The organism is Streptomyces sp. NPDC041200, from assembly GCF_055591805.1.
Genome location: NZ_JBVIZF010000003.1, coordinates 206,360 through 221,112, shown reverse-complemented (window position 1 = coordinate 221,112; position 14,753 = coordinate 206,360). Strand labels below are relative to the sequence as shown.

Annotated in this window: 9 protein-coding genes and 1 pseudogene; 4 read left to right on the top strand and 6 right to left on the bottom strand. The window is 72.7% G+C overall.

Features of this window, described 5'->3' with window-relative positions; translation table 11 throughout:
- Positions 1–45: 45 nt before the first annotated feature.
- The 4 genes from ACZ6CL_RS10655 to ACZ6CL_RS10640 form a co-directional block, all read right to left on the bottom strand.
- Positions 46–849 (bottom strand): HAD family hydrolase, encoded by an 804-nt coding sequence (locus ACZ6CL_RS10655; protein WP_468935185.1) that lies wholly within the window; start codon positions 847–849, stop codon positions 46–48.
- Positions 850–1,046: 197 nt separating this feature from the next.
- Positions 1,047–1,859 carry a phosphatase PAP2 family protein gene (locus ACZ6CL_RS10650; RefSeq protein WP_468933874.1) on the bottom strand — a complete coding sequence of 271 codons (813 nt, stop codon included), beginning with the start codon at positions 1,857–1,859 and terminating at the stop codon, positions 1,047–1,049.
- 50 nt (positions 1,860–1,909) lie between these two features.
- Positions 1,910–2,935 carry a LacI family DNA-binding transcriptional regulator gene (locus ACZ6CL_RS10645; protein ID WP_468933871.1) on the bottom strand — a complete coding sequence of 342 codons (1,026 nt, stop codon included), beginning with the start codon at positions 2,933–2,935 and terminating at the stop codon, positions 1,910–1,912.
- Between the two features lie 25 nt (positions 2,936–2,960).
- Positions 2,961–4,634, bottom strand: a complete 1,674-nt coding sequence (locus ACZ6CL_RS10640; protein WP_468933868.1) for a glycoside hydrolase family 13 protein — start codon at positions 4,632–4,634, stop codon at positions 2,961–2,963.
- Positions 4,635–4,902: 268 nt separating this feature from the next.
- Here ACZ6CL_RS10640 and ACZ6CL_RS10635 point away from each other — a divergent pair, with 268 nt between their 5' ends.
- From ACZ6CL_RS10635 to ACZ6CL_RS10620, 4 genes and pseudogenes are all read left to right on the top strand, one after another.
- Complete coding sequence (locus ACZ6CL_RS10635) at positions 4,903–6,180, top strand: extracellular solute-binding protein (protein WP_468933866.1); 1,278 nt, start codon at positions 4,903–4,905, stop codon at positions 6,178–6,180.
- An 11-nt stretch (positions 6,181–6,191) separates the two neighbouring features.
- Positions 6,192–7,127 carry a carbohydrate ABC transporter permease gene (locus ACZ6CL_RS10630; RefSeq protein WP_468933863.1) on the top strand — a complete coding sequence of 312 codons (936 nt, stop codon included), beginning with the start codon at positions 6,192–6,194 and terminating at the stop codon, positions 7,125–7,127.
- 2 nt (positions 7,128–7,129) lie between these two features.
- The gene (locus ACZ6CL_RS10625; protein ID WP_468933860.1) at positions 7,130–7,960 is read left to right on the top strand and encodes a sugar ABC transporter permease; all 831 of its coding nucleotides are present in this window, start codon (positions 7,130–7,132) and stop codon (positions 7,958–7,960) included.
- Positions 7,961–8,019: 59 nt separating this feature from the next.
- Positions 8,020–9,402 (top strand): annotated as a pseudogene (locus ACZ6CL_RS10620) (alpha-amylase); the annotation flags it as partial.
- 82 nt (positions 9,403–9,484) lie between these two features.
- Here ACZ6CL_RS10620 and ACZ6CL_RS10615 read toward each other — a convergent pair.
- Positions 9,485–11,458 carry a hypothetical protein gene (locus tag ACZ6CL_RS10615; protein WP_468933857.1) on the bottom strand — a complete coding sequence of 658 codons (1,974 nt, stop codon included), beginning with the start codon at positions 11,456–11,458 and terminating at the stop codon, positions 9,485–9,487.
- 99 nt (positions 11,459–11,557) lie between these two features.
- A complete protein-coding gene (locus ACZ6CL_RS10610) occupies positions 11,558–14,692 on the bottom strand; it encodes an alpha-N-acetylglucosaminidase (protein WP_468933855.1) in 3,135 nt (1,044 codons plus the stop codon).
- Positions 14,693–14,753 lie beyond the last annotated feature (61 nt).

Below are 14,753 nucleotides of genomic sequence, written 5' to 3'. Positions count from 1 at the left end.
GGCGGTTCAAGCAGGGGCATCGGCGGGGCCGTTCAAGCGGGGCGCTCAGGCGGGCGCGACATGGGCGAACAGCCTTTCCAGCACCACCGCCACCCCGTCCTCGTCGTTGCGCGGTGCCACCTCGTCGGCCAGCGGGATCAGGTCCGGGTGGGCGTTGCCCATCGCGACCCCGTATCCGGCCCAGCCCAGCAGCGGGATGTCGTTCGGCATGTCGCCGAAGGCGATCGTGTCGGCGGGGGTGAACCCCATCCGCTCCGCGGCCAGCTCCAGCCCCACCGCCTTGGTGACGCCCTCGGGCAACACCTCGATCATGCCCTTCTCGGAGTGGGTCACCGACACCTCGCCCGCGCCCACCCGCGCCGCCGTCGCCGCGACCAGGTCGTCCGCCGCCTCCCGGTGACGCATCAGCACCTTCTCGATCGGCCCCGCCCACAGCGCCTCCCGGCCGACGATCCCGTGCCAGCCCGGCCGCCGCCGCAGCTCGGCGAACCCGGGCGTGACCATGAAGCGGTTCTCCGGCGCCGCGGTCACCACGGCCAGCTCCAGCGGGCCCGCGCCCAGCGCCTCCTCGGTGCGCTCCACCACCGACCGGGCCAGGCCGCGGTCGAGCGCGGCCGAGACCAGCAGCCGGTCCGCGGTCGCGTCGTAGAGCTGCGCGCCCTGTCCGCACACCGCGAGCCCCCGGTAGCCGATCGCCACCAGGAACTCCCGGCAGGACGCCGCCGGGCGGCCGGTGACGACCAGATGCCGCGCCCCGGCGTGGACGGCCGCGGCCAGCGCCGCACGGGTGCGCGGCGAGACCGTCAGATCGCCGCGCAGCAGGGTGCCGTCGAGGTCGGTGGCCACCAGCCGGAAGGGCGGACCCGCGGAGCCCGCCGAGCGGGGGTGCGGGAGCAGGGCCCCGGGGGAAGGGGTGGCGGGAGTGGAGGATGTGGCGTCGGCGATGTACACGGTGCATCAGAATGGCGGCTTCGCCGGGGACGATCAAACCGTGCAGGCAGGGCCGATCACAGGTGGCCGCTAGCGGTCAGGCCGGGCGCCAGTGGTCAGGCCGGGCGCAGCTCGCCCTCGCCGCGCTCGGGCGCCCGCCGCCGCCCGGCCACCTGCTTCGGCAGCCGGTACGGCAGCGCCCCGTACCAGGCGTACGACAGCGCGATGCCGAGGGACAGGCAGATGGTGCCGCCGACCGCGTCCATCCAGAAGTGGTTCGCCGTCGCGACGATCACCAGCAGCGTCGCCGTCGGGTACAGCAGCCCCAGGACCCGCACCCACACCGGGCGGGCCAGCGTGGCGATGGTGAGGCCGCACCACAGCGACCAGCCGATGTGCATCGAGGGCATCGCCGCGTACTGGTTGGACATGGTGGCCAGGTTTCCCGAGGCCATCGAGCCCCAGGTGTGGTGCACCACGACCGTGTCGATGAAGTGCCCGCCGTGCATGAGCCGGGGCGGGGCCAGCGGGAAGAGGTAGTAGCCGAGCAGGGCCACGCCGGTGGTCGCGAAGAGGGCCAGCCGGATGGCGGCGTAGCGGCCCGGATGCCAGTGGTAGAGCCACACCAGCACGCTGAGCGTCATGATGAAGTGGAGGGTGGCGTAGTAGTAGTTCATGCCGACGATCAGCCAGCTGACCGAGTCGCTCGCATGGTTGACGCCGCGTTCGAAGGCCATCCCGAGCCGGTGCTCCCAGTCCCAGATCCAGACGGCGTTGCGCAGCGCCTCGGCGCGCTGCTCGGGGACGGCGTTGCGGATCAGGGAGTACGTCCAGTAGCTGACCGCGAGCAGGACGATCTCGAACCAGAGCCGGGGCCGCCGCGGCGTCCGCAGCCGGTCCATCGCGGTCCGAGAAGTCGCTTCACCCATAGGGCAACAGTCTGCCAGAGATGTCCGATACGGGGTGGGGTTATGTCCTGTTACGGGCGGGCGCCGTGCGCCGCGGCGGTGGATCCGCGGACCACCAGCTCGGGCAGGAAGACGAACTCGCTGGGCGGCGCCGGAGTGCCCCCGATCTCCTCCAGCAGCGCTCGCACCGCCGCCTGCCCCATCGACTGCACCGGCTTGCGGATGGTGGTCAGCGGCGGGTCGGTGAAGGCGATCAGCGGGGAGTCGTCGAAGCCGACCACCGAGACGTCCTGGGGGACCCGCAGCTCCCTGCGGCGGGCCGCGCGTATGGCGCCCAGCGCCATCATGTCGCTCGCGCACACCACCGCCGTACAGCCCCGGTCGATCAGCGCGCCCGCCGCCGCCTGGCCGCCCTCCAGGGTGTACAGCGAATGCTGGATCAGCTCCTCGGAGTCCTCGGGCGGCACCCCCAGCCGGTCCCGCATCGCGTGCTGGAAGCCCTCGATCTTCCGCAGGACGGGGACGAACCGCCGGGGCCCGAGCGCGAGCCCGATCCGGGTGTGCCCGAGGGATACCAGATGGGTGACGGCCAGCAGCATCGCCGCCCGGTCGTCGGGGGAGATGAACGGCGCCCGCACCTTCGGCGAGAAGCCGTCCACCAGCACGAACGGCACGCCCTGGCCGCGCAGCTGGTCATAGCGCTGCATATCGGCCGAGGTGTCCGCGTGCAGCCCCGAGACGAAGATGATCCCGGCCACGCCCCGGTCCACCAGCATCTCGGTCAGCTCGTCCTCGGTCGAGCCGCCGGGGGTCTGGGTGGCCAGCACCGGGGTGTAGCCCTGCCGGGTCAGCGCTTGCCCGATCACCTGGGCGAGCGCGGGGAATATGGGGTTCTCCAGCTCGGGCGTGATCAGTCCCACCAGCCCCGCGCTGCGCTGCCGCAGCCGCACCGGCCGCTCGTAGCCGAGGACGTCCAGGGCGGCGAGGACGGACTCGCGGGTGGCCGCGGCCACCCCCGGCCTGCCGTTGAGGACGCGGCTGACGGTGGCTTCGCTGACCCCCGCCTGGGCTGCGATGTCAGCAAGCCGTGCGGTCATGGAGTGGGACCTTACCGGTCGCATGTCAGATTGCCCACCACGCGCAGGATTCGGCGGGAATGCGCACCGTGCCGGCGTCGTACGCCAGCGGCGCGGAGGACAGCAGCGCACGCCCCGGGACCGGCAGCCGGACCTCCTCCCCGAGGGTGTTGAGCGTGCACACGAGGCCCGGACGGGACAGCGCGAGCACCCCTGCCGGGGCGTTCAGCCAGTTCATCGGCCCGTCGCCCAGGCCCGGTAGCTTCCGGCGCAGCGTGAGCGCGGCGCGGTACAGCTCCAGCGTGGAGTCCGGGTCGCCGGTCTGGGCCTCCACGGAGTGGTCCGCCCAGCCGTCCGGCTGCGGCAGCCAGCTGCCGCCCGCCCCGAACCCGTACGACGGGCCCGAACGTGACCAGGGCAGCGGCACCCGGCAGCCGTCGCGGCGGCCCTCCTGACCGTCCTGGCCGTCCTGTCCGTCGGCGGAGGTACGGAAGAACGCCGGGTCCTGGCGGGCCTCGTCCGGCAGGTCGGTCACCTCGGGAAGGCCCAGCTCCTCGCCCTGGTACAGATACGCCGAACCCGGTAGCGCCAGGGTGAGCAGGGCCGCCGCCCGGGCCCGCCGCAGCCCCTGCCCGGGGCCCTTCGCGGCGTACCGGGTGGTGTGCCGGACGACGTCGTGGTTGGAGAGCACCCAGGTGGTGGGGGCGCCGACCGAGGCGGTGGCGGCCAGCGACTCGTCGATCACCTGGCGCATCGCGGCGGCGTCCCACGGGCACTTGAGGAACTGGAAGTTGAACGCCTGGTGCAGCTCGTCCGGGCGGACGTACAGCGCGAGCCGCTCGGCGCTGGGCGCCCAGGCCTCGGCGACGCCGATCCGGGCTCCCGGGTAGGAGTCCAGCAGCCGCCGCCAGCCCCGGTGGATCTCGTGCACCCCGTCCTGGTCGAAGAACGGCAGCACCTGCGAGCCGATCAGCTTGGCCTGTTCGGTGCGGCCGATGTCGGGCAGCCCCGGGGCCTTGACCATGCCGTGTGCGACGTCGATACGGAATCCGTCCACGCCCAGATCCAGCCAGAAGCGCAGCACCGAGTCGAACTCCTCGCGGACCTCCGGAGAGTCCCAGTTGAGGTCGGGCTGCTCGGGCGCGAACAGGTGGAGGTACCACTCGCCCGGGGTGCCGTCCGGGCCGGTGGTCCGCGTCCAGGCGGGGCCGCCGAAGACGGACTCCCAGTCGTTCGGCGGCAGTTCACCGTCCGCGCCCCGGCCGGGACGGAAGTGGTACCGCTCGCGGGCCGCCCCCCGAGGCCGGTCCGCGAGCGCGCTGATGAACCACGGATGGCGGTCCGAGGTGTGGTTCGGGACGACGTCGACGATCACCCGCAGCCCCAGCTCATGGGCGGTGCGCACCAGGTCGTCGGCGTCCCCGAGGGTGCCGAAGAGCGGATCGACGGCCCGGTAGTCCGCCACGTCGTAGCCGCCGTCGGCCTGCGGCGAGGCGTAGAACGGGGTCAGCCAGACGGCGTCCACGCCGAGCCGGGCGAGGTACGGCAGGCGCTCGCGCGCGCCGCGCAGATCCCCGACGCCGTCGCCGTCGCTGTCGGCGAAGGACCGGACGTACACCTGGTAGATGACGGCGTCCCGCCACCAGCCGGGCCCCTCGGGCGGGCGCGCCGACTCGGTCTGGAGGCCGGCCTTGAGGGAGGTCGTGAGCTCCTGGGTCATGCCGGGAACGTAACAGCTCTGCAATGTCTTGCGGAAGAGCTTGCAGGGGTGAGTGGCGCCCAACGGCGCACTACGGGGCCCGTATGGCGTCCCTGTCAAGCGCCTGGGCGGCTACCACGGGGACACACGGGGGTAACGATCGGGTCCGCTTGCAGAAAGTCGCCGCAAGGTTTTTCCGGCGGTCTTCCCGGGACCCCGTGGCGCTGTTACGTTCCTCCGCAATCCGGCGCCGCGCTGGTGCGGCGGGCCGGCTCGGGGAGGGGTTCAGATGCGACATGGCATGGCGGCCACCGCGCTCATCGCGGCCATCACGCTCACGGCGACCGCGTGCGGCGGCGACGGCACCGACGGCGGCGGAAAGGGATCCGACGGCAAGATCTCCGGCACGGTCACCTACTGGGACACCTCGAACGAGGCCGAGAAGGGCACGTACGAGCAGCTCGCCCTCGGCTTCCAGAAGAAGTACCCCGACGTGAAGGTGAACTACGTCAACGTCCCGTTCGGCGAGGCGCTGGCCAAGTTCAAGAACGCCGCGGGCTCCGGCGGCTCCGGCGCCCCCGACGTGCTGCGCGCCGAGGTGGCCTGGACCCAGGACCTCGCCAACATCGGCTATCTCGCCAAGCTGGACGGCACCTCCGCCCTCGCAGGCCAGTCCGACTATCTGCCCAAGGCGGCGGCCGGGACGAAGTTCAAGGGCGCGACCTATGGCGTACCGCAGGTCATCGACACCCTCGGCCTCTTCTACAACAAGAAGCTGCTGAAGGAGGCCGGGGTGCGGCCGCCCACCAGCTGGACCGGGCTGAAGGCCGCCGCGGAGAAGATCAAGCAGAAGACCGGCAAGACCGGGCTCTATCTGCGCGGCGACGACGCCTACTGGTACCTGCCCTTCCTCTACGGCGAGGGCGGCGATCTGCTCGACACCGGGAAGAAGCGGGTCACCGTCGACGACGCGCCCGGCGTCAAGGCGTTCGCCGCCGCCCGCGACCTGGTCGCCTCCGGCGCGGCGGAGACGGATGCCACCGACGGCTGGGACACCATGCAGCACGCCATCAAGAACGGCGACGTGGCGATGACCGTCAACGGGCCGTGGGCGATCGAGGACACCCTCGCGGGCAAGGCCTTCGCGGACACGTCCAACCTCGGCGTGGTCCCGGTCCCGGCGGGCAGCGGCGGCCAGGGCGCCCCGCAGGGCGGCCACAACCTCACCGTCTACGCGGGCTCGAAGAACCTCGACGCCTCGTACGCCTTCGCCCGGTACATGGGCTCGGCCGAGGTGCAGGCGAAGACCACCGAGAAGCTGAGCCTGCTGCCCACCCGCGCCTCCGTCTACCGGAACAAGGCGGTCGCGGCCAACCCCAACGTGAAGTTCTTCAAGGCCGCCGTCGACCGGGCCGTCGAGCGCCCGTGGATCCCCGAGGGCAACAGCCTCTTCCAGGCGATCCTGGTCCAGTTCCCGAACGTCCTCAGCGGCAAGACGCCGCCCGGGAAGGCCGCCGAGGCGGTCGGGGACGCGTACCGGAAGCTCCTCAAGGGCGACTGGAAGTAGGGCCGGTGTCGATGGCCGCCGGCACCAGCCGGATCCGCACCGCGCTCGCCCGCCACTGGTACGCCTGGGCCATGGTCGCGCCCGTCGTGATCGTCATCGGCCTGATCATCGGCTATCCGCTGGGCCGCGGGGTGTACCTCTCCCTCACCGACGCCAACGAGGCCAATGTCGAGCGCACCATCGGGATCAATCACCTCCCCGCCACCTATCGCTTCACCGGCCTCGACAACCTCACCGCGGTCCTGAAGGACGAGGTCTTCCTGGACCGGCTCCTGTGGACCGTGACCTGGACCGTCTCCTGCGTCGCCGCCAGCTTCGCGCTCGGCCTCGGCCTCGCCGTGCTGCTGAACCGCCGGTTCGCCGGGCGCGCCGTCTACCGCTCGCTGCTGATCCTGCCCTGGGCGGTGCCCGCGTTCGTCTCCGTCTTCGCCTGGCGGCTGCTCTACAACGAGCGGAACGGCATCCTCAACAAGCTCCTCGACGGCGGCGGCATCGACGCCGTGCCCTGGCTGAACGACCCCACCCTGGCCAAGGTCTCGGTGATCACCGTCAACGTCTGGCTCGGAGTGCCGTTCATGCTGGTCGCCCTGCTCGGCGGGCTCCAGTCCATCCCCGGAGAGCGGTACGAGGCCGCCGAGATGGACGGCGCGAACCCCTGGCAGCGGTTCCGCCACATCACCCTGCCCGGGCTGCGGCCGGTCTCCGCCACCGTGGTCCTGCTCTCCACCATCTGGACCTTCAACATGTTCCCGGTGATCTACCTGCTCACCCGGGGCGGGCCCGGCGACGCCACGGAGATCCTGGTGACGTACGCGTACCGGATCTCCTTCGTCAACAGCCCGCGCGACTACGCGGGCGCCTCCGCCTGGGGCGTCCTCATCCTGCTCGTCCTCATGCTCTTCGCGGTGGTCTACCGCCGCGCGCTCCGCAGACAGGGAGAGTGGTAGCCATGCGCGACCGGCGACGCGGCCCGCTCGCCTCGATCGGGCTGCACACGACGCTGATCCTCGCCTCGGCCATCGCGGTCTTCCCGCCGCTGTGGCTGCTGGTGACCTCGTTCAAACCGAAGGACGCGGCGTTCAGCACCGATGTGCTGAAGGACCCCACGCTGCGGAACTACACCCATGTCCTGGCCGATACGGAGTTCCTGACCTGGTTCGGCAATTCGCTGCTGGTCGTCGGCTGCACGACCGTGCTCGGCGTCTTCGTCGCGGCCACCACCGGCTACGCCGTCAGCCGCTTCCGCTTCCCCGGCATGCGGCCGCTGATGTGGCTGCTGCTGATCACCCAGATGTTCCCGGTGGCGATCCTCATCGTGCCGCTCTACACGATCATGTCGACGCTCGGCTGGCTCAATCAGCCGGTCTCGCTCGTCGTCACCTACCTGACGGTGGCCGTGCCGTTCTGCGCCTGGATGATGAAGGGCTACTTCGACACCATCCCGGCCGAGATCGACGAGTCGGGGCGGGTCGACGGGCTCACCCCCTTCGGCGCCTTCTGGCGGCTGGTCGTCCCGCTCGCCAAGCCGGGCATCGCGGTCACCGCCTTCTACACCTTCATCACCGCGTGGGCCGAAGTCGCCTACGCGTCCGCCTTCATGACCGGCGAGGAGAACCTGACGCTCGCCGCGGGGCTGCAGACCTTCATCAACCAGTACACCTCCGACTGGGGCTCGATGACCGCCGCCGCCGTCATGATCGCCGTCCCGGCGGCGCTGGTGTTCGCCTGGGTGCAGCGCCATCTGGTGGCGGGCCTCACGGCGGGGGCGACCAAGGCCTGACCTTCTTCCCGCACCCCACCCCCCACCCCCCCCACACCCTCACCCCCCACGGAGGAACGATGGCCCGCAAACCCCTTGCCGCTGCCCTGGCCCTCGTAGCCGGCGCGGCCGCGCTCGTCGGCCTGCCGGAGCAGTCGGCGCATGCCGCCCCGCCCGGCACCAAGGACGTGACCGCCGAACTCTTCGAGTGGACGTACGACTCCGTCGCCAAGGAGTGCACCAGCACCCTGGGCCCGGCCGGTTACGGCTATGTCGAGGTGTCCCCCGCCACCGAACACATCCAGGGCGGCCAGTGGTGGACCTCGTACCAGCCCGTCAGCTATCGGATCGCCGGACGGCTCGGCGACCGCACCGCCTTCAAGAACATGATCGACACCTGCCATGCGGCGGGGGTCGGGGTGGTCGCCGACGCCGTCATCAACCACATGTCCGCCGGATCGGGCACCGGCACCGGCGGCTCCCCGTACACCAAGTACACCTACCCCGGCATCTACCAGCCCCAGGACTTCGACGACTGCACCGCCCAGATCAGCGACTACCGGAACCCCTGGAACGTCCAGCACTGCGAACTGGTGGGCCTCGCCGACCTGGACACCGGCGAACCGTACATACGCGGCCGCATCGCCCAGTATCTGAACGACCTGCTGTCGCTGGGCGTGGACGGCTTCCGCGTCGACGCCGCCAAGCACATCCCGGCCGAGGACCTGGCCGCCATCAAGGCGCAGTTGAGCGACCCGGGCGTCTACTGGAAGCAGGAGGTCGTCTACGGGGCGGGCGAGGCCGTCTCGCCGAGCGAATACCTGGGGAACGGGGATGTGCAGGAGTTCCGCTACGGCCGTGACCTCAAGCGGGTCTTCCAGAGCGAGGAACTGGCCTACCTGAAGAACTTCGGCGAGGGATGGGGATACCTGGCCGGTGACCGGTCCGGTGTCTTCGTCGACAACTGGGACACCGAGCGCAACGGCTCCACGCTGACCTACAAGGACGGCGCCGACTACACCCTGGCCAACGTCTTCATGCTGGCTTGGCCCTACGGCTCCCCGGACGTCCACTCCGGCTACGAGTTCGGCGACAACGATGCCGGACCGCCGAACGGGGGCACGGTCGGCGCGTGCTGGCAGGACGGCTGGAAGTGCCAGCACAAATGGCCCGAGATCATGAGCATGGTCGCCTTCCGCAACACGGCGCGGGGCACCGGGGTCACGGACTGGTGGGACAACGGCGACAACGCGATCGCCTTCGGGCGCGGCGACCGGGCATACGTCGCCATCAACCACCAGGACTCCGCCCTGACCCGCACCTTCCAGACCTCGCTGTCGCCCGGGGACTACTGCGATGGGCAGAGCGGGAGGAGCGTCACGGTCGACGGGTCGGGGCGGTTCACGGCCACCTTGGGGGCCGATACGGCGGTGGCCCTGCGGGTGGGTGCGCGGACCTGCGGCTGAGCGCGGGCCCGCCCCGCGCCCCTTGCGGCCGCAGTCCAAGCCCCTGGCCCACCCCGCATCCGGACCCGCCTGGCCGGGGTCAGCGCAGGGCGTTCAGGTGGCCGCCGCCCGTCAGGCGGGCCTTGAGGGTGGCGTGGGCACCGGGCTTGGCGGGGGCGGTCAGGGCGCGGGTGGAGGACCGGCCCCGGACGCCCGCGCTCGCCGCGATCGCGGTCACCTGGCGGCTGCCCGCGGCCAGCAGGAACCAGCGCCCGGACCGCGCCTTCCACAGCACGCCCGCCAGGACGCGCGGTTCGCGCGGCCCGCAGGCGGGGGAGCCGTCCGACGTGGCGGCGACCGCGCCCGCGGCGCCCCGGCGGGTGGTCCAGGGCTGGAACTGGGCCAGCACCCGGCTGCCCGCGCCCCGCCAGGTCTCGGCCCGGGTGCACAGCCACGCCGCGTGGCCGCCCGCCTCGGGCAGCCGCTGGACGCCGAACCGCCAGATGTTCACCGAGCGCACCCCGCGCCCGGTCATCAGCGGCAGTCGGCACGCCGTCCGCGCCCAGCTCAGCAGGGCCTCCCGGCCCGCCACATCGCGCGGGCCGCCGCGCACGGCGGACCCGGGGTCGCCGTACGTCAGCCGGGCCGGGGCCAGTTCGCCGAGGTCCGCCACCAGGTGCGAGCCGAACCGCAGCGCGGGCCAGCCCCGGCACGGGCGCATCCGCGGCACGGTGCGCACCGGGTCCGTCACGCCGTCGGTGGTCAGCCGCACCGGGCGCGGCCGCCCGTCGGGCCGCAGCAGGTCCCGTACGGAGGCGCGGCGCACCCAGGGGGCGGTCAGGTAGCGGACGTTGCCGTCGGTGCGGCCCAGCGTGAGGGCGGTCGAGGCGGCCGCGTCCGCCGCGTCGAGGCGGGCCAGGTCCAGCGCCACCGTGCCGCCTCCGTCGCCGTTCCCCTCCGCGTACCGGGCGATCCGCAGCCCGTCGTACAGCAGCACCACCGCCGCCTGGTCCACCTCACCCGCGTACAGCAGCTGCGGCGGCCCGGACGGCGGCCCCGACTGCGTGCCCGCCGTCGCCGACACCCGTACGGCCTTCCCCGGGCGGGCCCAGACCGCCAGCGCGCGGCGCAGCAGCGCGGTGTCGCCGAGCCGGTCGCCGCGGGCGGGCCAGGACGAGAAGTCGGCGCGGGTCGCGGTGCGCCACGCGAAGGGCTCGGCGCGCGTCAACCGCTCCGGGTCCAGCGCCCGTTCGGAGGACGGGTTACGGGCGTACGAGGGCGCCGCCGCACCGGCGCGCCCCCAGCCCTCGCCCGGCATCCCGAGCAGTGACCCGCACACCACCAGCGCCACCAGGGTCACCAGCAGCGCGCGCAGATGCTGGCGGCGGCGCATCAGATCGGTGGGGCGCGCCTGGAGCGAGCACGGGTCGAACTCGGCCGACTCCAGCAGCGAGCCGTCGTCCCGGCTGCCCGCGGGCTCCGGCACCTCGTCCGCCTCGTCGAGCGCGTCCAGCGCGTCGTCCTCGTCCACCCCCGCGGCCTGCAGCAGCGCCCGCACCTCGCGGTCGTCCAGCCGCTCCAGCTCGCGCAGCACGTACGCGGCCCGGCCCGGCCCCGACAGCTCGGACAGCGCCTTGTCCAGGGCGAGTTCATCGGCCCCGCCGGACCGGGGGAACAGCCGCAGCCCCCACACCAGGGGGAGCGGGACGGCCAGCGCCCAGGGGCGGCGCGGCCGCGCGGCCCGCAGCGCGGAGCGCAGCACGCGCAGCCGCACATAGGCGTACCCCGCGTCGCCCGCCGCCCCCTTGGTGCCGCGCTGCCACGGCAGCTCGACCTCCGGGGTGTCGGGCCTGCCCTGGTTGCGCGGCAGCGCCCGCTGCGCCAGCGCGTGCGCGGCCAGCACCCGCCGGGTGCGGCCCATGCCGGGCGGCAGGATGAGGTACGCGAGCCGCACGAGCCGCGGATAGTGCTCGACGATGGCGGCCTCGGCCTGCTCGACGTCGATCGGGCCCGCGGTGTCGGGGGTGTCGTCAGTGTTGTCGTCGAGATGGGCTGTCGCCTGCTGCTGCTCCACGTGGCGTAAACGAGCGCCGGGTGGACTAGGTCACAAAGCGGGCGGCTCCGCCACCGGAGCGTGGGGTCCGGGGCGGAGCCGATGGTTCCGAAATGGTCGTCAGTTCACCCGCCAGCCGCTGAACTCCACCGTGCCGCGCGCCCCGCTGCCGCCGTGGGCCGCGCTCATGAACAGCCCGGCGTCCTGCGCGGCCGCCGCGCCCGGCACGGTCACCGTGGCCACCTTGCGCCAGGTCGCGCCGTCGTCGGTGGACAGCTCGCCGGTGTACGAGGTGGCGGAGGCGCGGGTCAGCCGCAGCAGCACCGGCGCCTTCACGCCCGTGACCCGCTGGTAGGTGTCCAGGGTGCCGTCGCCATTGGAGTCGTACGACAGCACGACGCCGTTGGCGGGCGTGACCGAGAGGTTGAGGAACCCGGGCGAGCCCGCCGTCCCCAGCGCGTTGCGGACGATGAGCCCGGCGCGGGCCCAGGGCCCGGTGACGGCCTGCGCGTCCACCTTCACCGTCACCGCCGTCCCCGTCCGCAGCGCGCCCTCCCGGTAGGCCGCGCCGAACTCCGCGGTGGCCTTCCACAGATCCTGGCCCGCCCCGTCGATCGCGAACCGCTCGCCCAGCTGACCGAAGGCCGCGCCATTGTTGGTGACCGTCTTCCAGCCGTCGGCCAGCGGACCCGCCACCCACAGGGTGCCGGTGCGCACCGCCCGCACCCGGTCCTCGCCGCGCGGTCCGTACCGCACGGCGAGTTCGTACGGATACGGCTTCAGCGGATCGTCCAGCGGGTCGTCGGGCGCGGTGGCCCGCCAGTGGACCTCGCCGCTGCCCGCCGCGGGCACCGAGGGCAGCGAGGTGGGGCCCTGCGGAGCGGGGTCGAGGCCGGTCACGGTCAGGTCGAAGTCGACCCGGCCGGTGGCCCGCAGCCCGTTGACGTTGCGCAGGGCCGCGGTGATGACCGCGGCGCCGCCCGGCGGCAGCGTCCCCGGCTCCGTGTCGACGGACAGCGTGCCCTGGTACGGGGCCGTGGCCAGCGCGTCGTACACCCGGCGCGCGGTGCGCCAGGCATCCGCCACCGGCCGGACCGGATAGCTCTTGCGCTCCCGGGTCCACGGCTCCTCGACCGCGTACCAGTCGAAGGCGCGCGGCGCGCGGTCCTGGGCGAGGGCGTCCTCCAGCTCGTCCAGGTAGGTCTGCCACTGGGGCAGGTGGAAGTCGCCGATGAGGCCGTGCCAGTCGCGGTTGGCGTAGTTGGCGAGCTTGCCGCCGTCCGCGGCGCCCCGGTCCGCCCAGGTGGTGATGAGGGCGCGCGCGGCGAACTCCAGCTGCGCGGACTCCTCCGCGCCCGAGGCCATCCGCTTGGCGTCCTCCAGCCAGGGTCCGAGGAGGAGCCGCCGGTGGGTGCCGGTCACGTCGTCGCTCAGCCGCATCAGCTTCAGCCACAGCCGGGACAGCGCCCGGAAGGTGTCCAGATCCTTGCGGGCGTAGGCGTCCGAGAGCTGCGGGGCGAGCTGCCAGGAGCGGTTGGCGAGCGCCTGCCGCGCGGTGTCGGCGAGGTCGTAGCGGTACGCGTCGCTGTCGCGCAGCCCGGCCCGTACGCCCAGCAGCCCCGCCAGGGCCGCGTCGAAGCGCGCGATGTCGAAGGCGGGGGTGTGGGTGGCGTAGTAGGTGCCCGAGCGCGCGGCGACCGAGGGCCGGGAGGCGAAGACGGAGTCGTGGGGGCGGCCGTCCTTGCTGCTGATCTGGTACGCGGTGTCGCGCAGCGCCGCGAACGCCTCGCGCGCCTTCCCGTCCCGCGCGCCGTAGCGGACGTCGGCGTAGGTACGGAACCACGCGTCCCGGTCCACCGCCTCGTCCCGCCACGCCAGCTCGCTGAACAGCTCGAACGCCGCCGGGTCGCGTTCGACCGCCTCCGGCATGTACGCCGTGCCGACGAGCTTGCTGCCCGGCTTGTCCCGCCACACGGTGAACCGGTCCGCCCAGATGTGGGTCTTGGCGCCAACCGTCGTACGGCCGCCGAAGTTGGGGATGGTGCCGAACGCGTAGGGCACCGAACCCCAGTCCTTCTCGCGGTCCGTGATCGTGTCCAGGTCCGACAGGCCGTCCACGACCAGCGTGTGGTCGTGGTCCACGGCGTCCAGGAGGTCGCGCCGGGGGTTGGCCTGCCAGCCCAGGATCACCCAGATGGCGCCGGGCCGGGCGGTCTGGAGCGCCTTCTCGACGGCGCGTGCGGCGTCCGGCACCGAAACGTCACCGGCGTTGCCGCCCTCGTGCAGCAGGTCCATCTTGAACAGGTCGCACGCGCCGAACAGGTCCTGCTGGTGGCGGTAGAAGGCCGCGGCCACCTCGCGGAACGCCTCGGTGCGCGGGTCGAGCCAGTCGGGCCGCCGCAGTCCGTTCCAGTCGCCCTGCGGGACGGTGCTCGCCCCCGGGTTGCGGTCGGCGAAGCCGTCGGGGACGGTGCCGAAGTAGCCGGGGAAGACGGGCCGCATGCCCAGCTCCCGCAGCCGGTCGGCGATGCGCCGCCCCAGGTCGGTGCGCTTCTCCATGAGCGCCGTGGACACCGGGCCGCCGTACACGCTCATGTTCTGCATCATCCACCACGGCTGGTGGGCGGGGGTGGGTAGCCAGGCGCGCACCTCCGCGTCCGTATAGCCGAAGTCCTGGAGCAGCCGGTGGTAGACGGCCTCCTGGCCCGCGGTGACCAGCAGCTCGTTGCAGCCGTGCAGGGCCGCGACGTCGATCAGGTGTTCCCAGCGGGCCCAGTCGGCGAACGGGGCGGTGTAGCCGTCGTGGGTGTCGTTGAACGCGAAACGGTGCGGCAGCGCGGTCGAGCGCTCGACGGTGCCGTGCGGCGCGGGCAGCTTCCCCGGCAGCCCCAGCTGATCACCCGCCCAGGTGATCTGGGCGTGGCAGGTGTACTTGAGGTACCAGTGGACGCCGGTGAGCAGCACCGCGGGGCTCGTCCCGGCCACGGTGATGCGCCCGGACGAACCGGTGACCTCGAACCGTTCGGTCTTCCCGTGGGAGCCGCCGGGAAGCGCCACCAGCCGGAACTGACCGGCGTGCTCCGGCAGCAGCCGCCGCAGCGCGGCGCGCGCGGGCGCGGTGGAGAAGGCGGTCACGGCGGTGTCCTGTGGCTGTTGTGGGGTGTTGGCCAGCGCGGGGGAGTGAGCCCCTAACGCGGCCCCGGCCCCGAGTGCTCCGGCGGTTCCGATCAGCGTGCGTCTGCTCAGGTCGCTCATGCGCCCCCCAACGGACAACGGCCAACGGTTGTGGTGCGCAGGGCACTTAACCAGCGATGCG